At 66.7% G+C, this 20,525-nt stretch carries 19 protein-coding genes; 10 read left to right on the forward strand and 9 right to left on the reverse strand.

From position 1 onward, the window contains the following. Positions 1 to 65: 65 nt before the first annotated feature. From BMY74_RS40635 to BMY74_RS40670, 8 genes are all read right to left on the reverse strand, one after another. A complete protein-coding gene (locus BMY74_RS40635; protein ID WP_089926674.1) occupies positions 66 to 1,028 on the reverse strand; it encodes a C40 family peptidase in 963 nt (320 codons plus the stop codon). After that, the gene (locus BMY74_RS40640) at positions 1,025 to 1,891 is read right to left on the reverse strand and encodes a replication-relaxation family protein (protein ID WP_342718427.1); all 867 of its coding nucleotides are present in this window, start codon (positions 1,889 to 1,891) and stop codon (positions 1,025 to 1,027) included. The genes BMY74_RS40635 and BMY74_RS40640 overlap by 4 nt, the downstream gene beginning before the upstream one ends. Before the next feature lie 152 nt (positions 1,892 to 2,043). Next, entirely contained in the window at positions 2,044 to 4,515 is a 2,472-nt protein-coding gene (locus BMY74_RS40645; protein ID WP_089926680.1) for a DUF8128 domain-containing protein, read from the reverse strand. Then, positions 4,515 to 6,305 carry a VirB4 family type IV secretion system protein gene (locus BMY74_RS40650; protein WP_089926685.1) on the reverse strand — a complete coding sequence of 597 codons (1,791 nt, stop codon included), beginning with the start codon at positions 6,303 to 6,305 and terminating at the stop codon, positions 4,515 to 4,517. Before BMY74_RS40650 ends, BMY74_RS40645 begins: the two co-directional genes overlap by 1 nt. Next, complete coding sequence (locus BMY74_RS47075) at positions 6,302 to 7,330, reverse strand: PrgI family protein (protein ID WP_089926689.1); 1,029 nt, start codon at positions 7,328 to 7,330, stop codon at positions 6,302 to 6,304. The genes BMY74_RS40650 and BMY74_RS47075 overlap by 4 nt, the downstream gene beginning before the upstream one ends. Beyond that, the gene (locus BMY74_RS40660) at positions 7,327 to 9,099 is read right to left on the reverse strand and encodes a TrbL/VirB6 family protein (RefSeq protein WP_089926692.1); all 1,773 of its coding nucleotides are present in this window, start codon (positions 9,097 to 9,099) and stop codon (positions 7,327 to 7,329) included. The genes BMY74_RS47075 and BMY74_RS40660 overlap by 4 nt, the downstream gene beginning before the upstream one ends. Positions 9,100 to 9,158: 59 nt before the next feature. After that, positions 9,159 to 9,509 (reverse strand): pilin, encoded by a 351-nt coding sequence (locus tag BMY74_RS40665; RefSeq protein WP_089926695.1) that lies wholly within the window; start codon positions 9,507 to 9,509, stop codon positions 9,159 to 9,161. Continuing rightward, on the reverse strand, positions 9,500 to 10,366 hold the full coding sequence (locus tag BMY74_RS40670) for a hypothetical protein (protein ID WP_245786666.1): 867 nt from the start codon (positions 10,364 to 10,366) through the stop codon (positions 9,500 to 9,502). The genes BMY74_RS40665 and BMY74_RS40670 overlap by 10 nt, the downstream gene beginning before the upstream one ends. A 714-nt stretch (positions 10,367 to 11,080) precedes the next feature. Between BMY74_RS40670 and BMY74_RS40675 the strand changes: the two genes are divergently transcribed. The 6 genes from BMY74_RS40675 to BMY74_RS40700 all read left to right on the forward strand — a co-directional run bounded on the left by BMY74_RS40675 (position 11,081) and on the right by BMY74_RS40700 (position 15,634). Beyond that, a complete protein-coding gene (locus BMY74_RS40675) occupies positions 11,081 to 11,539 on the forward strand; it encodes a hypothetical protein (protein ID WP_245786667.1) in 459 nt (152 codons plus the stop codon). Then, a complete protein-coding gene (locus tag BMY74_RS40680; protein WP_089926698.1) occupies positions 11,536 to 12,420 on the forward strand; it encodes a TRM11 family SAM-dependent methyltransferase in 885 nt (294 codons plus the stop codon). The genes BMY74_RS40675 and BMY74_RS40680 overlap by 4 nt, the downstream gene beginning before the upstream one ends. Beyond that, the gene (locus BMY74_RS40685) at positions 12,417 to 13,454 is read left to right on the forward strand and encodes a DNA cytosine methyltransferase (protein ID WP_089926701.1); all 1,038 of its coding nucleotides are present in this window, start codon (positions 12,417 to 12,419) and stop codon (positions 13,452 to 13,454) included. Before BMY74_RS40680 ends, BMY74_RS40685 begins: the two co-directional genes overlap by 4 nt. Before the next feature lie 598 nt (positions 13,455 to 14,052). Beyond that, positions 14,053 to 14,925, forward strand: a complete 873-nt coding sequence (locus BMY74_RS40690; protein WP_245786669.1) for a tyrosine-type recombinase/integrase — start codon at positions 14,053 to 14,055, stop codon at positions 14,923 to 14,925. A gap of 78 nt (positions 14,926 to 15,003) precedes the next feature. Further along, positions 15,004 to 15,333 (forward strand): hypothetical protein, encoded by a 330-nt coding sequence (locus tag BMY74_RS40695; RefSeq protein ID WP_143091921.1) that lies wholly within the window; start codon positions 15,004 to 15,006, stop codon positions 15,331 to 15,333. Positions 15,334 to 15,415: 82 nt separating this feature from the next. Further along, positions 15,416 to 15,634 carry a hypothetical protein gene (locus tag BMY74_RS40700; RefSeq protein ID WP_245786670.1) on the forward strand — a complete coding sequence of 73 codons (219 nt, stop codon included), beginning with the start codon at positions 15,416 to 15,418 and terminating at the stop codon, positions 15,632 to 15,634. 532 nt (positions 15,635 to 16,166) lie between these two features. Here the strand turns inward: BMY74_RS40700 and BMY74_RS40705 are convergent. Continuing rightward, positions 16,167 to 16,811, reverse strand: a complete 645-nt coding sequence (locus tag BMY74_RS40705) for an aldehyde dehydrogenase family protein (RefSeq protein WP_245786671.1) — start codon at positions 16,809 to 16,811, stop codon at positions 16,167 to 16,169. A 20-nt stretch (positions 16,812 to 16,831) separates the two neighbouring features. On the opposite strand from BMY74_RS40705, the gene BMY74_RS47080 reads away from it, so the two are divergent. From BMY74_RS47080 to BMY74_RS40725, 4 genes are all read left to right on the forward strand, one after another. Further along, complete coding sequence (locus tag BMY74_RS47080; protein WP_089926710.1) at positions 16,832 to 16,921, forward strand: muconolactone Delta-isomerase family protein; 90 nt, start codon at positions 16,832 to 16,834, stop codon at positions 16,919 to 16,921. 607 nt (positions 16,922 to 17,528) lie between these two features. After that, a complete protein-coding gene (locus tag BMY74_RS40715; protein ID WP_089926713.1) occupies positions 17,529 to 18,320 on the forward strand; it encodes a hypothetical protein in 792 nt (263 codons plus the stop codon). Continuing rightward, a complete protein-coding gene (locus BMY74_RS40720) occupies positions 18,313 to 19,554 on the forward strand; it encodes an XRE family transcriptional regulator (protein ID WP_177230178.1) in 1,242 nt (413 codons plus the stop codon). The genes BMY74_RS40715 and BMY74_RS40720 overlap by 8 nt, the downstream gene beginning before the upstream one ends. Beyond that, positions 19,545 to 20,486, forward strand: a complete 942-nt coding sequence (locus tag BMY74_RS40725) for a hypothetical protein (RefSeq protein WP_089926716.1) — start codon at positions 19,545 to 19,547, stop codon at positions 20,484 to 20,486. Before BMY74_RS40720 ends, BMY74_RS40725 begins: the two co-directional genes overlap by 10 nt. Positions 20,487 to 20,525 lie beyond the last annotated feature (39 nt).

The raw sequence follows: 20,525 nt of genomic DNA on the forward strand, positions 1-20,525 counted from the left end.
GCTACAGGACTATGAACGCTTCCTTCAGCCCGAGAAGTCAAGCGGCGCATAGAAGAACCTCTGTCTCAAGTAGACACAGGGCGATGCGGACGCGTGGCACCGTAGTAGTCGTCCCCGGTCCAGCGGTACGGGCCGACCTGAACCACCTGGCCAAAGGTGGGCGCGTGGATCATCTGCCCGGCACCGATGTACAGCCCAACGTGGTGGATGTCCCGCGACGTCCCATAGAACACCAGATCGCCCGGCAGCAGCGTTTCGCCCGCAGGCACCACTGGACCAGCGTTGTACTGCGTGTGTGCCGTGCGGGGCAGTTCGACGCCTGCAGCGTTGTACGCGGCCTTGGTGAGGCCGCTGCAGTCGAACCCGCCCTCGGTCTCGCCATCTCCACCCCAGACATAGTCCAGGCCGAGCTTGGTGCAGGCGTACTCGATGGCCGCGCGAGCCGCCGGCGTCACCGCGCGGATCTCGGTGCAGTTCCCGCTGCCGAGGTTGGCTGATTCGGCGTACTTCCGAGCTTGAGCGAGCACGTCTCGGACGTACCAGTCGGCGTGGTTGTAAGCGAAGATCGCCTTGTAGAGGTCCCGCGGTGCACCCGAATCGCACAGGTAAAAGGCTGCCGCGTGGATCGCGTCGTGCGGGTTGTAGCGCGAGGGCGGGGTGGCGCCGCCGGACGGGATCGTGTGATGGGCGAGCACGCCTGCGAAGGTCGGCTCGAGGAACTGCATCGGTCCGCCGGCACCGGCGAAGTTCTCGCCGATGCTCACACCTGGCGCTTTGAGACGAGCGTGGTCGGTTTCGATCTTGCCGATGGCCGCGAGAACGCTCCAGTCCAGGCCAGGACACACTCGCGCGGCAGCGATGTAGAGCGCGCAGAACGAGGGCGGTATGTCGTCGACAGGCTTTGCACAGTTCACGTGACCGGACGACGTGGAGCCGAACAGCGAGGACACCGCGTTCACAACCCCAGCCGCAGCCAGGACGGCAACGAGCAGAACCGTACCGACTACGGCGGCGGCCTTGGCCATCATCGAGTACCAGCATCAGGTCGAGAGGCTGGAGGCGGCATCGGGTCCGGTGGAGGCAGCACCGACGGCGAGTCCGACGCCGGCAAGGCTGGGCTTGGGCAAGGCGGTAGCACCTCGTGCAGATTCGACCTACTCGCGGAGTGGGTGTTGAGCGGCAGCCAGACGGAGTTGGCCGGGCTCGGCTCGTCGTCGGAGTCGAGGAGGTTGGCGGCCGCAGTGGCGATCGGCACCGAGCCGGGGTCGTCGAGGCCACGCCAGGCGGTCAGGAGTTGTTTGCGGGCGTTGGTCTCGCGGCGTGCGGTCGGAAACCAGAACAGCAACGGGGTCGAGATGCCTGTGCTGTCGGCGAGGGCGCTGTAGCCCACGAGCTTGCCGACGACCTTCGTCAACGGCTCGGTGCCGAGGTCGACCTCGAGGAAGAACTCGGCGTACTCGTCGCCGCGGTCCAGTCGGCCGTAGCCGTCCGGCCGGGTCAGGTCACCGAACAGCCTCGCGCACCGGACTTCCGACCACCACGCGTCGACCGTGAAAGAACGGCTGCGGCGCGCGTCCGAGACGAGGCTGAGGAACCATTCGTTCACACCAACGGTGTGGGCGAGCCGCAGGCTGTGCGCAATACCGACGGCGCGGTCATGCCGATAGCCCAGCTCCTTGACCTCGAGACCGTGCTGCGAGGCCAAGGCCGCAGCGCCGGCAGGCGCAAGTACGTAGTGCATCGGTGTGCTACCGGTCGGGGTGAACGGCTGGAACCGGTCGACCACGCCCCACAGGTAGAGCTCTCGCAGTCGTTGCCGTCCGGAGCGGTACGACGGGAACGCCACCGAGGTGATCTGCTCGGACGTGAGCACCCGGTGCTCCCACAGCATGGTGATGATCCACCGGTCTCGAGGGGTGAGCCTGGTCGACAGCACTGCCTGATGGGCTGCCGAGTTGGCGATGCGAGGCGTAGGTCGAGTTGGCTTGGGTGCGCGATGACGTCGTTGTGGAGTGGGTGCGGCGAGCATGCGTACTCCCCCTGTCAGCTGGCTGGGTTGCCACGGCGTGGATCAGCCGCACGACGCGAGGCGGCTTCGTCACCATCGAGCCGTGCGTCGACGGGCTTCGTCTTGGGGCGTTGGTTCTCACGAGCAGCGGCTCGGAGCAGGCGGCTGCGTCCCGGAACGGCGGGCGGCAGCGGCTCGGTGACCACCGTGAACGGCTCGGTCTCCGCACCGTGCACGACCAGGCGGACAGCAGCGTGGAAGGCGTCGTAGTGAGACAGGTCGTGAGCGGAAATCCGCGGGGCGGTGTGCCTTGAGAGGTGATGCGCGTCCTCGGGGCTGACGTTGAAGAAGAACTTGTTGCGGGCGTTCGCTGAGATGCTTTCCTGGAGGTCGCGTGGCAGCTGCGCGTCGTTCTGGTGGGCGAGAACGAGCCCGAGCCGCAGGGCTCGCGCTTCGGGGAGCATGTCGTCGACCGCGTACGGCAGATTCAGGAAGTTGTGGAACTCGTCGAGGATCAGGCTCGCGTCTCGTCTGTCGCGTTGGGGCGTGCGGGCACGGGCCGTGGCGACCTGCCAGACATTGGCCACCACGATCGAGCCGACGAGCCGTGCGGTCTCGTCGCCGAGCGATCCCTTGGGGATGCGGACGAGGCAGATTCCGCCGTTGTCCAGCACCTCCTTCATGTCCACCGTGGACCGCCCGCCTGCCACGGTGTCCCGCACGAACCGGCGCAGCAGGAAGGCGCGAAGCTTGTTCATCAGCGGTGCGATGACCTGTGACCGGCTGGCGTCGGTGAGGTCGTCGTACCAGGACCAGAACCCGCGCAGCACAGGATCCGTGATGCCGGCGGTCGTCCTCGCGCGGTAAGCAGGGTCGGCAAGGAGCTTCGGGACGTCGGCGAGCGTGGCGACGCCGTCCGTCATCCGGAGCGTGAGGCAGGCGGCTCGCATCACGTCGTCCGTGCGCGGGCCCCAGAACGCCGAGTACACGCGGCGGAAGATGGAGACGAGGTTGTCCACGGCGAGATCCGGGTCGCCACCGTCGAGCGGGTTGAGGCAGGGCGGCCGGTGGCGGGAGTCGGCGTCGAACAGGACCACCCTGTCCGCAACCTCGGCGGGCAGGCGTGACAGGAGGTCGGTCACGAGGTCGCCCTTCGGGTCGATCACGACGGCCGAGCGCCCGGCTTCGGCATCCGCCAGGACGAGTTGCGCCAGGAGTGTCGACTTGCCGGAGCCGGTGGCTCCGATGACGTGCATGTGGTGGCGAGCATCGGCTACTCGCAACCCCACCGGTCGGCTGTGTCCGCTGTCGGTCAAGCCGAGCGGCTTGATGTCCTGGCCGGTCGCCGGGATGCCGGGCGGTGGAGCGATCGCGCGGGCGCCAGCGCGCTGGATGCCGGGAAGAGTGTCGTCGGTTGGCAGGTGTGCTACGGCTGCCAGTTCGGGGACTGAGAGCAGGTCTCCCCTGCCGAGACGACGCTCGGCGAGGGCCTTCGCGGGTCGAGGCAGCCGCTTCCGGGCGTAGTGGTTGTGCTCTGTGTAGGTCGCGAACGTCGTCGCCAAAGCATGAGCTCGCCCGCGGATGGTTGCTCTCGTTCGGCGGATATCAGCCTCGGTGGCGCCGGCATCGAGCACCGTGGAGACGCCATAGCGGACGACGGTCTCGAACTGGCTGCTCCGCTGCTTGTTCACGGACGCGCGGCCCTGCGCCGACAGCTCGAGCCTGTACTCGGGATGGATGTAGCCGGCTCGCGAGCCGGAGCTTCGGTGCGACGTCCGCAACGACGGTGTAAGCAGGTCGAGCAGGTGGCCAGCCAGATTGGTGCCGTTTCGACTTCGCCGTCGCCCACGTGCGAGGCGCCGTCCCGTAGCTGGACGGGCAAGGACCTGCACGCACGCGTGTTCGTCGTGACCGAGGCCGACCGGCGCACCAAGAAGTCCGCGGAGGGGATCTGCAGCGAAATCGACTCGGATTGGTAGAGCTTCTGTCCGCGCGAGCCGGAGCTCTCCCCCAGCCACGAACAGCCGCTGACCGATCTCCGCGACCGGGAGTGGTGGTTCGGCGGGCACGGTGCTCGTGTGGGCGCCCGGCCAAGCGGCTTCCACGGCACGTTCCACGAGTCCGGGTGGGATCGAACCGGGCACCCACAGCCGGATCCCGACGCCTGTCTGTGAGAAGGTGAACTCGAAGGCCAGGTGTGGTTGGCCGGTCAGCGCGCGATGCCACGCCGGACGCAGGAGCCCGACGAGGTGCGACCACAGCGCAGCGCCACCCGTCGCATCCGGTTGGGGTGGAACCCGGACGAGGACCATCCGCGCTCCGGCTGTGAGCCGGAGATGGCAACGGCGTCTCCACCATCGGCGCCAGGCCCATGCCCCGGCTGCTGCCGTCGCCAGGGCCGGTGCAGCCACCGGGCCATGCCCGATGATCCAGCCCTGTGCGCTGGTGATGAAGTCGCCGATGCCGACGCCCGGATCGGTGAAGTAGTCGTCGATCCAGTTGGTCATCACTCCGCCTCGCCGTCGTCAAGGTCGATGTAGGCCGCGTCCGCGTCTTCGAGGTCCTCTGCGAGTTCAGCCGGGTTGGTGGTGATCAACCCGTGCTCAGCCGGGGACGCGATGCTGTGAAACGCGACGCGCTGCGTGCCTGTGGACAGCAGCCCTTGACCGCGATCGGCGGAGAGCAGGAACTCCTGCTCTCCTTCCGAGAGGTGGAAGAGGTGGGCGAGCTTCTCGATCGCCTGCGGTGCCTGCCGCAGCAGGATCTGCGTCTCGGCGTTCGCGACCACGGCTTGGCCGATCTCGTTGCCGAGAACGTCGATCGCGTCCTGGGTGATCACGGTGAGGCCCGCGTTGTTCTTCCGGCCGACCTTCGAGGTCTTGAACAGGAACGCCGCACCTGCCGGTTCCTTGATCAGCCACCACGCCTCGTCCACCACTACGAGGCGTCGACGGCGGATCGCCGGGTTGGTGATGCGCCGCCACACCGCGTCCAGCGTGAGAACCGTTCCGACGCTCTTCAGCTCGTCCGGGAGATCGCGCAGGCTGAACACGATCAGATGGCCCTCGGGGTGCGTGGTGGTCTGACCGTCGAAGAGCTTGCTGAACGCGCCTTCGACGTAGGGCCGGAGCTGGGCGGCCAGAGCCGTCGCCGTCTTGTCGCCGTGGCTGTCGAGGACCTCCCGCAGCGTCCGCAGCGTGGGGACGGGCCGGGACCACGTGCGGGCATCCGAGGTGATCCCGACCGACTCGTACGCCGCAACGATGGCCTGATCGAGTACGGCGCGCTCTGCCGCGTCCGGTTCTCGTCCGATCAGGACTGCGATGACGGTGTGCAGGAACAACGCTCGCCGCTGGAGCGCATCGCGAGGGGCAGAGCGGCGTCCGTCGGCGCGGGTGTGGACGGGTAGGTCGAACGGGTTGAGGCGCACGTTGTCCGCGCCCAGCCTCACCTGGACGCCGCCGACCGCGGCAGCAAGGCGGACGTACTCGTCCTCGGGGTCGATGACCGCGACCTCGATGCCGCGATAGAGCGACCTGAGCAGTTCGAGCTTGACCAGGTACGACTTCCCAGCGCCGGATCGGCCGAGGATGACGGAGTTGTGGTTGTGCATACCGTCGCCGAAGCGGTCCCAGTGCACGAGGCCCTGCGAGCCGATGTTGTAGCCGTACAGCACCCCGGAGGGCGCGGCGACGCTCGTCGGGTCAGGCGCCGGCAGGTCCGGCGAGGTGAACGGGAAGGCCGCGCTCAACGCGCTCGTGTCGAACGTGCGGCGCATCCCGATGAGGTCGATGCCCAGCGGGAGCGTCGACACCCAGCCCTGCAGACTTCGGTACGTCGTGTGTTTCGCGTCGAGCAACAGGCTCGCGCACAACGACCGGATCGCGGCCACCTCGTCGGCGAGTTCCTGCTCGCTGCTCGCGTGGATCGTGAGGTACAGGCCGACTCGGTAGAGCTTGCCCTCACCGCGGGCCACCCGATCGGACAGGTCGTGGGCGTCCTCGGTCGCGATGTCGGCCTGTGGATCGGGCAGCCGACCGTGCGCGGCGTCGTGGCGGCGGCCGGATTCGAGCCGCGCGAGCTGCTTCTTCAGCCTGGCAGCCGACGTCACCGGGTCCACCGGCTCGATGTGCAGCGAGACGTCCAACCGGCCCGGGTAGTTGAGCAGCGGGGACAACCAGCCCGGGTAGACCTCGCGAGGAAATCCCGTTATCGCGAAGCTCGAAACCCGCTCGTCGCCGAGCTCCAGGTGCCTCGTCCCCACGGAGATGGCGTCCGGAACGATCGCGTTGATCATCGTGCCTGCTCCCAGTCGTAGTCGGCCGCGGTCGTGATGACCTCGCTGGCGTTGGCCAGCTCGGCCGAGGGCGGAAGGAGGGTGTCGGGGTTGCAGGCAGCCGCGAGCACGGCGGTCGCTTGCCCGGCATCGAGCGGCGTGACCACGACACCTGTGCTGGAGAAGAGCTCGATCGCATCGCTCAGCCGTCGAGCCAGCCGCGCTTCGGCAGATCGCCTCGCACCCTCTCCCACCGGAACGCCCCGACGACGACCGAGCACCGGCAGCGCGGCTTTGGTCTCCTGTGCGATCCCGAAGGACTCGCGCAGCACAAGCAGGACCTGCCGGCGCAACAGCTCTGTTCCCGCGCTCAGGTCTTCGAGGAAGTCCGCGTGCTCGCGCGCCGCAGCTTCCAACGCCGGGTGCGGCAGCCCGCCGGCGGTCTCGCGCAGCTCGGCGATCTGGTCGGTGAGGTCGAGCCGGTGCGTGCGGACGAGTACCTGAACGGGTCCGGTGAGCGAGTGCAGGTACCTCGCGAAACTCGACACCACGGCCTGCTGCTCGGCCGGGGTCCGCAGGGCGAAGTTGACAGTGCTGGCCACGGCCACGACCGCCAGGCCGTCCACGCCGAGATCGACGACACCGGTCGGCAACACCTCTTCGACAGGCAAGCGCAACGGTGATGACGCATCCTCCTGCCCTGCGCCGGACTCGACGTTCGCGGTGATCCAGTCCGGTGTGGACAAGACGCTCTCGGGCGTGGCCACGTGCCTTCGCGGGGTAAACCGTTGCCGGACAGCCGCCACCAAGAGCCTGTCCAACGAGATGCCGTCACGCTGACCGAGTGCAAGCACGACCGTGACCGCACCAATCGGGAGTGCGAGAACCAAGAACGCCGGGAGCGGAACGAACCGCTGGGTGAGCGCCCAGGCGATGTAGAGAGCCACGCCGGTGGTCGTCAGGATGGCGAGTTGTCGTCCCGTGAGACCGAAGAGGATCCGATCAGGGCGATCGACATCAGTTGGGATTCGTACGGGCCGAGTCATGAGTCACCACCGGTCGTCGGTTTGGTGCGTCGTGGCGCGCGGGCTGGAAGGTCGATCGGGAGCCGGAGCTGACGAGCACGTGCTCGGCGCGGCGCTGGTTTCGCGTCCGGTGGTTTCCGGACCGGTGGCGGCGCAACGCGGGCCACGTCTTCGAGCGGCAACGCGTACTGGCCATCCCTGCGCGGGCGAGAGCCGGCGAACGGGTCGAACGGGAGCTCCGGCTGAACTGTCCGGCCGATGGCTCGCCGCGGCTGCCTCGGAGCAGGAGGTGTCGGCGGCCTCGGCGTGCGGGCAACGTCCAACGGGAGCGCGTACTGGCCGTTCCTCGAGGGCCGGATGCCTCGGTACGGATCGAACGGGAGCTCCAGCTGTCGTCCCACGTCCCGGCGTGCTGCCGGAGGCGGAGTCGGTGGAGCTGGCTTGCTCGGCGTTGCCCGAGGCACGTCGATGGGAAGCCGGTACTGACCGCTATGGGTGAGTACGGGCCGGTCAGAGGGCCAGCCCTTCTCGAAGGGAAGCGCGAGCTGCCGTCCCTGGGGCTTCCGCGTCCCGGTGGTAGCAGGAGTTGCAGTCGCCGGAGTGCTCTTGGCGCGACGCCTCAGCCCCGGCAACGGCAGCATGTACTGCCCCGACGCCGTCGACTTGACGTTCGCGTACGGGTCCGGCGGCCCCTTGGGTGCTTGGACCGGTCGAACGCCAACCGCCTTCGAGCCGCCCGCCGTACCACCGCGGAGGAGGCCGAAGGTCTTGTAAGCGATGAAGCCGCGGACCAGAGAACCCAGGAAGCTGCGACCGCCGCCGATCTGGACGCGTTGCATCACCCAGCTCGGGATCTTCACCAGGATCCACAGGAGTGCGCCGGCGATGATGAGGTTCATCAGGTTGTCCGGTGTAGGACCGAAGACGGTGAAGCCTCCGTCGGACAGGAGCACGCGGAGCCCGACGATAAGCACCAGCGACTGTCCGACCTGAATGATCAGCACGCCACCGAACGCACGTACCCACCACCGTGCAACACCCTCGGTCTCCTGCAAGCCGTGCAGGATGAGACACAGCGGCGCGCCCGCCAGAAGACCAGCCGTCACCGCCACCCGCACCGCGTAGGTGCCGAGCAACGCCACCAGCAGCACCACGATGCCGAGCCCGACGAGCAGGTTGAAGATGCTGCCCCCGGTCACCGCGCTCGTCACGGTGTCCGCGAGCATCCCGGCGAGTTGTTCCGCAGCGGCGTTCGGCTCGACTCCGTCCGCGACCAACGCGTACGACACCGCGTTCGCGAACTCGACAGCCCGTCCGGCGAGGAGTAGGGACAGGTTCGCGGCCAGGAACGCGACGACGATGCGCGGTGCGACCTCGCGGATGGTCGTGCGGGTCTGCACCGTCTCGTACATCATCAGGATCAGCCCGGCCACGGTGATGAGCAATGCGTAGGCGGTGACCGCCATCCCGCGAGACGACTCCCACAACTCGGCGATCTGAGGAACCTGGTCGAGGCGAGGTGTCGCCAGCAGCGTCTCGCCAACCGTCTGCAGCAGTGGGTTGAGCGCACCCACCACCAGGGTTGAGAAGAAGCTCGTGATGCCTTCCGACACGCACGCGCCGACGTCGGTGATTCCGCACTCGTCCTGTTCAGGAGCGGGCAGTGCCGGTGGACGCGGCGTTGGCGTCGTCGGTGGGCTGGTGGTCGTCGTGCTCGGGCTCGGTGGTTCCGGTTCGGCGGCGGCCGTGGCGACACCCACGCTGAGCATCGCGGCCAGTGCACCGAACACCGCCCACCCGAACCGCCGCCTGGTTGCCGAAGGGCGTGTGGCTGTCGGCGCGGAGTTCATCACCGGTCTCCGACCAACGTCTTGAGGATTGCTACCAGCAGCGGTGCGAGCATCGCGATGGCGAAGCCGACCCCGCCGGCCTTGAACGCGGCCTTCGCTTTGTCGACCTCGCCGGGCTCCGACCCGTTGATGAGGAGCCTCAGTCCCCCGATCGAGAAGCACACGGTGGCGATGGCGGCGGCGATGCCGATGATCCAGTTGCGGATGTTGTTCAGTACTTCGTCCAACGTGGACGCGAGCGCGACGACGTGCACCGGTTGAGCGGATGCGGTTGAGGCGGTGATGAGCAAGGCGACGACGGTGAGCAGGACGGCACGGCTGCTGGTGCGGAAAGGTCGGATCAAGCGCATCGCGGCACCTCCGGAGTTGTGCTCGACGGCGGCGCTGGCACGTCGGGCGGACTGGTGTGAGTCGAGGCGAAGAGCCGCCTCTCGCACCCCTGAACTCCGGATCCAGAGGTGTTCGGGGACACCGCTTCATCGCCGCCGCGCAGGTAGAGGGCCAGACGTCGTTCGGCTCGCTGGCGCGCCTTCTTGGTGGCTTCGTAACTCGCGCCGCGCTGGTGGGCGACCACGGCGAGCGGTGCCTTCTCCAACCTCGTCGATCCGATCAGCTCCGCCTCGGCGGACGAGATCGCGCCGTCTTCGACCGCACGAGCGAGAACGAAGTCCGGATGTCCACAGGGCGCGAGCGGCGAGGCCGCGGTCAACGGGTTGCTCGACGGGACCGGCGCGTCGAGAGCGTCACGAAGCGCTGCATGTCCGGCGCGATACGCGGCCCAGCGCAACCGCACCATGACGCGCGGGCGACCGAGGTCGATCGTGGCGAGCTCGGCGACAAACCCGGTGAGCACTGAGCTGTGGATGTCGCTCGGGTCGTCGGCGAAGCGAGCCGTCAGCTTCGACGCGATGTTGAGAAGTGCGGGCAGCGCGATGCCGGCGCAGGCGACCGTCCACGTCGAACCTTCCTCGCGGGCGAGCTGAACCAGGTAGGCCCAGACGGCGTCTCGAACGCTCTGCGGACAGCTGCGAAGCAGCAGGAGGTCGCGGACCTCGTCCACGCGGACGCGACGGCGGGGAAAGCCGTCGAACAGGCGCCCGTCCAGCGAGACCGGGTGAGGGCCGGTGACGAGCCATGCGAAGGCAGAGCGCACGACGTCGAGCGGCATTGAATCGGCTGTGATGCCGGGGCAATCCTTGGGGAGCATTGCGACTCCTGACGCAGCGGGAATTGAACTCCGTCAGGACGCCATGTCGACCATCACCAAACTCTGTCCGAGCGATGACCGGACTCTTACCGGCCCCATTCAGCTCGGTCCTGGAAGCCGGTACCACCTGATCGTCGGCAGCACTTCCACACTTCGCCTACCTGCGGTTTTACGTTCCGGTACCTCATCGGTACCTCATCGGTCAGCGGCGGAAACGGTGCTCGGAAGACGCAGGAAATTTGTACGTCCCCAACAGGATCCTCATTCGGAGTTCAGGGGTGTCCAGCACAAAGACTTCCGATCAGGCAACAGCCCCGAACTGGAGGACCCGTGACGCGTCTCGGCGATTCTCACAACACCGAAGGGTCGGCACGCCGGCCTGGTGCACGGCCACCGCGCAGTGCACGAGCAGACGCCAACCGCAGGCCCTACCCGACCGCGCCCAACGTCAGCAGGGTCAGCCCTGCCCGACCCGCGAAGCCGTCACCTTCACGCACGACCTCTTCCACCCCGGCAACGGTTTGGTCCTGTGGATCCACACCGATAGCACTCGACGAGACGTGGCCGACGCAGCTCGTCGTCAAGGTGGTCAGCGCGTTCAGCCGTACTCGCGATCGAGTGGTCGTCCTGCCCTGGCCGACGAACCCGAGCTCCACTTCGGACGCGGTCGACGCCGCGAACAACCTCGGCCGCCGCGCGAGTTGCGGCTCCGAAGTGGACTGGAACGCATCCGGGTTCGCCGACCTCGTGGTCACCAGCGCGTCGCCAAACCAGACCACCGCGGAACTCGCGGATGAAGCCGTGCTCACCGCAGCACGGCTGCTCCGCCTCGGGGGCATCTTCGTCGCGCTGACCCACAACTACACGACGACCGGTGAACTCACCGACCACACCGGCCAACTCGTCACCAGAGCCCAGTTCGCCGATCTGCTCTACCTGCAACACGTCGTCGCACTGCACGCCCCGATCCGTGACGGCCGGTTCCAAGTCGAACTGAACGACCGCGAAGCAGAGGAACTCGGCCGCGCGCAGCACCGCGCCGCGGTACGCGGGCTTCCGTCGCCACACCTGCGCATCCACTCGGACGTGCTGGTGTTCGCGCAACCGCACGACCATCTCGCTCGACCGCTCACCCCAGCCCGTGCAGCCGCCGAGACGGGAGTCATCCGATGAGCAACGACCTGCCGGTCTCGGTGTGGGCAACCGCACAGGCCTCACCGACGACCCAGCGCAAGAACCGTTACACCCGCGAATCGATCGCCCATCCCGCGAAGATGCTGCCCGACGTCGTGCGGTACGCCATCGCGCACTACACCGAACCGGACGACCTCGTGCTCGACCCGATGTGCGGCATCGGCACCACGCTCGTCGAAGCCGTCCACCTCGGACGGCGCGCCGCGGGCATCGAGTACGAACCGCACTGGGTCACCGTCGCGAACAACAACCTCGCCCTCGCAACCGAGCACGGCGTCGAACACGACGCTCACGTCATCCACGGCGACGCCCGCCAGCTGACCACATTGCTGCCGCCAGACTTACGCGGTCAGGTCTCGCTCGTCGTGACCTCACCGCCGTACGGACCGTCGACGCACGGCCGCGTCGCCGTCGCCCCCGGCGAAGGCATCCAGAAGTACTTCCACCAGTACGGCAGCACGCTCGACCGCGGCAACCTCGCCAACATCGGACACCACCGGCTGCTCGCCGGCTTCACCCGCATCCTCGCCGCAGCCGCCGAGTTCATGCGCCCCGGAGGACACATCGCCATCACCGTGCGCCCGTGGCGCGAGCACGCCGAGCTCATCGACCTGCCCTCGCAGATCCTCACCTGTGGACGCAACGCCGGCCTCATCCCGGTCGAACGCTGCGTCGCTCTCCTGGCCCGCGTCGCCGAGCACGACTTCGTCGCCCGAGGCTCCTTCTTCCAACGCGACTTCCTCCGCAAGCAACGCGAGGCAGGACTCCCCCTCCATCTCATCGCACACGAGGACGTGCTCGTCTTTCGCACACCACTGCGTCCTGCTCACGAAGCCGCAACCGAAGTCCGTGCGGCATGACGGCGCGACCCGACATCGCCGTCCGATCGAGCCCGGGACCCGTCATGGGATCGCTGTGCACCGGGTACGGAGGCTTGGACCTAGGTGTGCTCGCCGCGTTCGGTGGCGGACACATCGCCTGGTGCGCCGACATCGACCCCGCGGTGCAACTGGTCCTCGCCGCGCGCATGCCCGGCGTGCCGAACCTCGGCGACCTTCGCCTCGTCGACTGGACCACCGTCGATCCAGTCGACGTCCTCACCATCGGCTTCCCTTGCCAAGAAATCTCCGCCGCCGGACAACGCAAGGGCATCACGGAAGGAACGCGAAGTGGGGTGTGGATCGACGCCGTCCGAGGCATTCGCGCACTACGACCACAACTCGTCGTCGTGGAGAACGTCGCCGCCCTGCGGTGGAGGAACGGCGGACTCCACCGCGTTCTCGGCGACCTGGCCGAGGCAGGGTACGACACGGTCTGGCGCAGCGTTCGCGCCTCCGACATCGGCGCACCACACCGTCGAGAACGCGTGTTCCTGCTCGCCTGGCCCGCTGCTGCCAACACCTCAAGCCCGCGACGGCGACAACCGCGGTCCCGCAGATCCCACCCGGCGCCGTGCCCTCGGTCGCCAGGTGAGTCTGCACGACGTCGTCAGCGCGACGTTTGCAGCAGGCCGGCCAACAACCCACGGGCGCAAGCGCAGGTCGACTCAGTCACCTGCTCGTCCCACACGCGCATCCTCCCGACGCGGAGAACGCACCCGCGGTGGCGCAATTACTCCTCAGCCATAGCTGGTTGGGAAGGCGTCACGGGCCGATCCACACCGCACCCGACCACGCCCGGTAAACACGGCGGTCCTGTGCTCGCCCCAGCCTTCGTCGAGCACCTCATGGGCCTTCCACCGGGCTGGGTCACCGACCTGCCACTCCCCCGCGTCGACCAGCTGCGCATCCTCGGCAACGGTGTTGTCCCGCTCCAAGCTGCTTCCGCGGTCGCGATGTTGCTGGACGACTTCCACGCTGCCGCGCACGCACCGGAACGAGGGCATGCTTCATGAACCTCGTCGAAGCGCTGGCCGAAAGCCTCTCGAGCAACTCCGCCAGCCGCGTCACTCGGTCACCCCGAATCGTCAGCCTCCCGGTACCCCGTCTCCCCGGACCTGTGGAACGGAGTTCATCGCGCTACGCGTTCACCACCATCGACGAGCGAGGGCGCCTCGGCGACCGGTCGTTGGTCAGAGCTCTGGGTTGGTTGCCGGGCACCTCGCTGAAACCGGCCGTACTCGACGACCAGGTCATCGTGCTCACCAGGTCAACCGGTACCGCCAAGGTGACCAAACTGGGTCACGTCCGACTACCAGCCGCAATCCGACACAGATGCCACCTGCGCGCGGGTGACGGACTCCTGCTCACGACGTCCGACGGCCACGACCTCTTGGTCGTCTGCACAGCTGGGGCACTCGACCAAATGCTCGGTGCGCATCTGCGCGGAGAACGAACGTGAACGGGATCGACCTCGAGGCGGTGCGACTCCTGCTCAACCGCCTCGGGGTCCGTCCCGAACAACTACTCGACGAACCAGCACCCGCGGCGATGCCGAACATCCGCGACTACGTCGAACGCGTCACCAAGGCCGTACCCGCCGGAACGTCACGCGTGTACGAGCCGTACTGGAACCGCATCGTCAACGAGTGGGGCGACCGGCCGCTCAACGAACCGACACCGCTCGAGATCAAGCAACTCGCCGAGCTCACCAAGGCGAACGCGATCGTCCGCCGGAACTCCCGTGGCGGGCGCAGCGCAGCAGAGCACCTCATCGCCGCAACACGGTGCCTCTACCAGCACGCGGTCGCCGACCGCCTCATGTCCGAGACCGACAACCCAGCACGCCGTGTCTCCAAACCACGCCGCCTCGCCAGCACCCGGCGCGCACTTCCCGAAAACCGACTCCGCGAGATCAGTGAAGTCGCCGGAGCCACCGGCAACGACCCCGAACTCGACCTCGTCCTGCTCCGCTTCCACACCGAAACCGCCGCACGTCGTGGCGGTGCGCTCGCGCTGCGACGGTGCGACCTGGATCCCGACCAATGCCTTGTCAGACTTTTCGAGAAAGGTGACACCCTGCGCTGGCAGCCCGTGTCACCGTCGATGATGGAGCACCTCCTACAGCTCGGCGACGAACGCGGAGCCGTCGGCACCAACCAACTTCTGCGCTACCGCAACGGCGACCCCATCACGAGGCGCCGCTACGACTACTTGTGGCAACGCCTCGGCAAACACCTGCCCTGGGTCGCGACCCAACAAGTGAGCACTCACTGGATCCGCCACACCACCCTGACGTGGGTAGAACGCAACTTCGGCTACGCGGTCGCGCGGGAGTTCGCCGGACACGTCGGCAAGAGCGACGCCGGCACCACGACCACCTACGTGCGCGCCACCATCGAAGAGGTCGCCACCGCACTCGCCGCGCTCACCAACGAACCGCATCCGCTCGCACTCTCCGGCGCCTCCCCTGCGCTCGGCAACTGACCCGGTTGGACAGACACCGAACACGCCACACGCATCCAATCGAACATATGTGCGATTGCAGTGATAGGTTCTCGCGTCATGGATCGGCAGCTTCTCAAACCGTCCCCAATGGACGGCCAGCTCACGCACAGGTACGACTCGACCGGACGGTCGGTCGCCATCTTGCCCGCGAGGTGCAAACTCGGCCGGCACACGCTCGGCTACTCCCAGTTCCGCCCGATCGTGCACGACGGTGAAGCTCACATCAGCTGCCTGGCCTGCGCCACCGACAACGCCGACCACTCCTGGCGCCTGACCGCCACCGCCCCGCCACCCGACAGCGCCGAACTGTCCGAGGAACGGTATTTCGAGCTCGTCCTGCACCGCACCCAACGAGCTTTGATCCCGGCGGGCAGCCATGGGCCTTAACAGTCCATTCACGACATGGGAAGGCGACAACATCCACGGCCGAAGGCCCGTTCTCACGGGCGTAGGTGTCCGGCTGGACAAGTTGTTCGCCCGACCACCCGGCGCCGAAAGGCACGTCATCGCGACCGGACTCGACCTGACCGGCGAGGTCCAAGGCCGACTGCACGGACGCTTTCCCAGCATCGAGGGCGACTGGCTCGGCGTGGTCAACTACGAGATCAGCTACGCCGACGGCCGCCGCGACAAGCTGTACCTCGTCGACCAACTCGTCCCATTCCACGTCTTACGCAAACGCGGTTAGGGATGTAACGACGCTTACTGAGTGGCGGGAAGCACCACGCTCGCTGCCGCGGTCTGCGGCAGCGAGCCAAGTGTTTCGACACCGCCCTCGCGTGCGTCCATGCCCTGGTGCGCGACATTGCAGCAGGCGCTGGCCGTACACGCCCTGACTCACCCCCAACGATGCCGGCGGCCGGGTCGTGCCCGGCGGCTCGTGGCCGCCTCCGGCGCGCCAGCAGGTCGTCGAGGTGACCGGCACCGAGGCCGCTCATGAACTCGTCAGCGGCTTGCCGCCAAACGTCGGCCGACCGCGGATGATCTGCTCCGCAGCGTCTCCACGCTCGTCACCGCTGGTCCTGGAGATCAGGAAAGCAGACAGCACCGACATTTCGAGGCTTGCGGAGCGTGGGGCCTGGCCGAGGACCGCGAGCGAACCATGCCGGCTTCCCCGGTGGGTCTACCCCCTGATCATCGGCGTGACGCGGTGCACCACCCGACCAGGCGACGCACGTCAGCCAACAGGTTCTGCCGATCTCGGACAGTGAGTCGATCGATCAGCGCGTAGAACGCGGTCTCCACGAACACCCGCCTCGGCGGCAACGTCGCGACCAGCGGGGGGCACGATGTCGTCGAACTGCACGGCACCGAGGTCGGCGGCAGCGTCGTGGCGAGCGCCGGGGACGACAGCGTGAGGATCGCCGGCGACGCCGGCTACATCGTCGACCGGTCTCGAGCATCCCCGCGACGGCGGCGGGCTTGCCGTTCTGGGCGCTCACCCGTTCCACGAACCCGGCCGACCGGGCGTCGATCTCGTCGGCGAGTCGCTCCATCGCCTCCGCGCGCTGTGCCGGCGCCAGGCCGGCCCAGCCATAGGGGTTGTCGAAGGCACGACAGGCCGCGGCGACAGCGGCGTCCACGTCCGCTTCCACGGCTTCGGGGACACTGCCGATCCGTTGCTTGGTGCTCGGGTCGACCGGGGTGATCACCTGGGTGCTGCTGGGCGCGACCCATTGACCGCCGATCCAGAGCTTGTCGTACTGGAGGTTCATGGCCGGCTCCGATCGGGTCAGGCGAAGGTCAGCGCCGACTTGAGCAACGGCGCCCTTCTCGGCGTCTTCCACGGCGCGGTTGATGTCGGTGAAGGCGTAGGTGGAGATGAGCCGGTCGATCGGGAACCTGCGTTGTTTGAAGAGGTCCACCAGGTGCGGAATGAACTGCTGTGGAGCGCTGTCGCCTCCGACTACCGCTGTTCCCGTACATGGACATCGAGATCACCCCGCTGGCGAAGCACCCATCAGACATCCGATAGGGATCTTCACACCGACGTGTTCCCGGAGCACCACGAGACTTCACGAAATTGCAGGTCGGGCGGCCACAGTAGCGCTTCGGGCGCACTACCCTTCTGCTCCGACGTGCGGCGGCGTGGAGCACGCCTCACGCTGCGACCACAACCCTCACAGATCCAAACGTCGCCGTCAGGCACACAAGCCGTCATGTCCTGGCAAATGCCGCACCACTCGATCTTTTCCATGCCGGGGACGTCTGCGAAACGCCGCCACGCTGCTCAACTGACCGAGCGGTCTACAGCCCGAAGGTCATCAGTGCAGCTCGAACTGCGCACGGAAACTAATTGATCACCCCACCGAGGGTCAGCTTGCAGGCTGGTCGGCAGTCACAGCCGTCAAGATCATGAGCCGATCCGTGGCTCTGGCGACAGCTGGCCGCAAGCTTGGTGGCGCCGATTCTCGTTGCAGTGCGCTTGGCAGGCAGCAAGTACTCGGCGGGACCCAACTGAGACAGGTTCCCTCTCCAAATGACGCTGAGCTGCGACGATAGTCCACATTGTCGATGTTGTGAGATTTTCTGAAGTCGTATGCTAGCCTCTTGGCGCTTCACTGAAGCACGAGGAGGCTCGCATGGAGGATCTCGCTGGCGTCGCTTGGGCACGCAGGATGTTCGGCACCGAGGGACCGCACGTACGGGATTGTCTGCCCAGGGTCCTCGCCGAGACCCACAGCCAGTACTCCACCCTCCAGGTTTCGACAGGACTGCCCAGCGCGGATCCCTACGGCCTGATCTGGCTTGGCATGCCCAACGCGCTAGTCGAGGGACTTTTCGGTATTGCGGGCGTGCGGGCCTACCGCCCAAGACGAGCCCGCTACCGTATTCCCGTGATCAACTCAGTGCCGCTGATCCCGTGGCGCTTCGCCAAGGACAAGACGACCGACATCGATCAGGTTCCCTTCGGACGACCGGTGTCGGCCAGCAAGCAGTCGCTGTTCACAACCGTTCAGACTCCGTTGGAACTCGACCTCGGCGAATCCGGGCTGGGTGATTCGGTGGTCAACCGGCTCTCCCAACAGGAACGTCAAGAACTCGACAGGCACAGCGAGCAGATCGCCAAACTCGCGACCGAGCAACTAGTGGGCGTCCTCGCCTACTCCAGCAATCCGGAAGCGCTGTTGAGCAGCTACTTCGGGTTCGCCACCCTTCGCGCGAACGGGCTGTTGAGCTGGGCGTTCCGGGAATCCCTTGAGCTCGTTCCGGTCCGGCGTGGTCCTATGCGTCCTGCGACCACAGTCGACGGTCGCCTGGCATTCGATGCGGGCAAGCCAGCGTCACCACTGTTGCGCCCACGCGTTGCGCTGGACGACGCACCCTCAAGCGAACCGCCGGTGAGGCCCCACAACACGGCAACTGATGAGTAAGGATCCCCGTCAGCCGTCACTGTTCGACGCCCCTTCAACGGGCATGGTGGCTGACCTGTTCGAACCCGCGCGCCTTACGCAGGCACGGGTTCTCGCAGGCATGACCAAACAGGACCTGGCCGACAAGCTCGGCGTGTCTCCCGCCGCGGTCGGGCAGTACGAAGCCGGGATCACACGGCCTCGGCCTGACCACATCGAGACGTTGTCCAGCACCTTGGACTTCCCGGTTGCGTTCTTCGCCGGCGGGCGACCCTACGCACGGCTGGACTCCTCGATGGCGCATTTCCGCAGTCTTCGAACAACACGCGTCGGCGAGCGCGCGAAGGCCACGGCCCTCGTAGAGCAGTTGTGGGAGCTCACCTTCGCTCTCGAGAAGCGGGTCGAGCTTCCTCCTGTTGATCTGCCGATCGCACCTCCTGGGGCGTCTCTTCCGGTAGGCGCGGAACCGGAGGCCGTCGCTCGCGAAGTTCGACGGCAATGGGGAATCGACAAAGGACCGCTGCGACACCTCGTCCGCACGATGGAACTTCGCGGCGTCATCGTCTCGGTCTTGTCGTTCGCAGGCGATGATGTCGCGCGCGTAGATGCCTTCTGCACCTCACGCCTTCCACGCCCCGTGGTGATCCTGACTCCGGATCGAGCCAATGACATCTACCGCCACCGTTTCACCGCGGCCCACGAACTGGGGCACCTGATGCTCCACGCAGACATCGTTCCGGGCGATCTGGAACAGGAACGAGAAGCAAGCAGGTTCGCAGCCGAACTGCTGACACCAGCGGCCGAGATCGAGCGAGAGCTGCCGTCTCGGTTCCGTATGGCGGCGCTGGAAGAGCTGAGCCGAGTGTGGGGTGTGTCCCCAGCTTCCTTGGTACGCAGGTCCAAGGAGCTGGGAGTGATCTCGGATGTGTCCGCGCGACGCGCATACCAGCGTGTTCAGCAACTCCGCAGCGCAGGATTGATGCGTCCCGACACGATCGCTGGTTATCCCGGTGAGACCCCAACGCTATTGCCCAGTGCCTTCGAGCTCGCCGAGCAGCACGGTTTGTCTCTCAAGGAGCTCGCCAACGAGCTCGCGTGGCCCTTGCGGCGCGTTCGGCAGCTGCTCGGCATGGACGACTCCCGGCCAGCTCTCAGGCTGGTCGCGCCGTCTCCTACTGCAGGCACCTCTCAGAGCAAACCTTCAGATCAAGGCACAGGCGACACACGTACCAGAGGAAACTCCGCATGTCGCTGAACATCGGCGCCCAACAGCAGGTACCGGAGACAGTTCGCGCGGCGATCGTCTGCGTCTGTCGCGATGCACTCCACTGGCGCGGCGACCTGGAGGCGCTCTACCTCGGCTGTGGCGTGCCAGCTTCTATGTACGAGCGATACAACCACGCCGACTTCAGCAAAGCCAAGATCGCCCGAGCAGTGTTGAACGAGCTCCACGCGTTGGGACCGACGGGCGCGGTCATCCAACGCAAGATCGTTGACGAGCTGTGCCGCATGGGACGACCGCACACCGATGCCCCGGACCAGGCAAAAGGGCGTGCCGCCCTCGCCGCCCTCAAGGAGGAAGCAACTACCCAACACATTCTCGTAGACCCCGAGCAGGCTGCTGCGGAGCAACGGCGATCACGCGCAGATCAGCAACAACGTGCACAGCAACAACGACTCGAACGACTCAGCGGCTTGGAGAGAAAGTTCTTCGACCTACTACGCGCACAACCGCGCACCCAGCAGGACCGACAGCAGCGCGGTTACGCGCTGGAAACGCTCCTCGTCGACCTGTTCTCCTTGTACGACATCGAGTACCGGCGCCCGTATCGGCTGCAGCACGAGCAGATCGACGGTTCGTTCCACTTCAGAGGGTTCACCTACCTCGTGGAGGCCAAGTGGGAGAAGCACCCGCCCACCTTCGGCGACCTCGCGAAGTTCAAGTTCAACGTCGACGGCAAGTTGGACAGCACGCGCGGCCTGTTCGTTGCCATGGCCGGCTTCGACAACAACACCCTTGATCACCTCGCCAACGTGGCACGCGGGTCTCGCAACAACCTGATCCTGGTTGACGCCCAAGACCTGATCACCATCTTCGATGGACGAATGACGTTGTCGGATGCTCTCATCGCCAAGATCGATGCAGCCGAACAGGAGGGACGGTGCTGGCTACCTCTTGGGCGTTAGCGATGAAGCTAGGTCGAAGCTGGACCAGCTTCCATCGGC

The sequence above is a fragment of the Lentzea albida genome (assembly GCF_900111005.1).
In the GTDB taxonomy this organism is placed as follows: domain Bacteria; phylum Actinomycetota; class Actinomycetes; order Mycobacteriales; family Pseudonocardiaceae; genus Lentzea; species Lentzea albida.

Excerpts from the sequence above, each read along its gene's own strand:
- BMY74_RS40635 (WP_089926674.1), bottom strand. The coding sequence starts at position 1,028 with ATGATGGCCAAGGCCGCCGCCGTAGTCGGTACGGTTCTGCTCGTTGCC.
- BMY74_RS40640 (WP_342718427.1), bottom strand. The coding sequence starts at position 1,891 with ATGCTGTGGGAGCACCGGGTGCTCACGTCCGAGCAGATCACCTCGGTG.
- BMY74_RS40645 (WP_089926680.1), bottom strand. The coding sequence starts at position 4,515 with ATGACCAACTGGATCGACGACTACTTCACCGATCCGGGCGTCGGCATC.
- BMY74_RS40650 (WP_089926685.1), bottom strand. The coding sequence starts at position 6,305 with ATGATCAACGCGATCGTTCCGGACGCCATCTCCGTGGGGACGAGGCAC.
- BMY74_RS47075 (WP_089926689.1), bottom strand. The coding sequence starts at position 7,330 with ATGACTCGGCCCGTACGAATCCCAACTGATGTCGATCGCCCTGATCGG.
- BMY74_RS40665 (WP_089926695.1), bottom strand. The coding sequence starts at position 9,509 with ATGCGCTTGATCCGACCTTTCCGCACCAGCAGCCGTGCCGTCCTGCTC.
- BMY74_RS40670 (WP_245786666.1), bottom strand. The coding sequence starts at position 10,366 with ATGCTCCCCAAGGATTGCCCCGGCATCACAGCCGATTCAATGCCGCTC.
- BMY74_RS40680 (WP_089926698.1), top strand. The coding sequence starts at position 11,536 with ATGAGCAACGACCTGCCGGTCTCGGTGTGGGCAACCGCACAGGCCTCA.
- BMY74_RS40685 (WP_089926701.1), top strand. The coding sequence starts at position 12,417 with ATGACGGCGCGACCCGACATCGCCGTCCGATCGAGCCCGGGACCCGTC.
- BMY74_RS40695 (WP_143091921.1), top strand. The coding sequence starts at position 15,004 with ATGGATCGGCAGCTTCTCAAACCGTCCCCAATGGACGGCCAGCTCACG.
- BMY74_RS40715 (WP_089926713.1), top strand. The coding sequence starts at position 17,529 with ATGGAGGATCTCGCTGGCGTCGCTTGGGCACGCAGGATGTTCGGCACC.
- BMY74_RS40720 (WP_177230178.1), top strand. The coding sequence starts at position 18,313 with ATGAGTAAGGATCCCCGTCAGCCGTCACTGTTCGACGCCCCTTCAACG.
- BMY74_RS40725 (WP_089926716.1), top strand. The coding sequence starts at position 19,545 with ATGTCGCTGAACATCGGCGCCCAACAGCAGGTACCGGAGACAGTTCGC.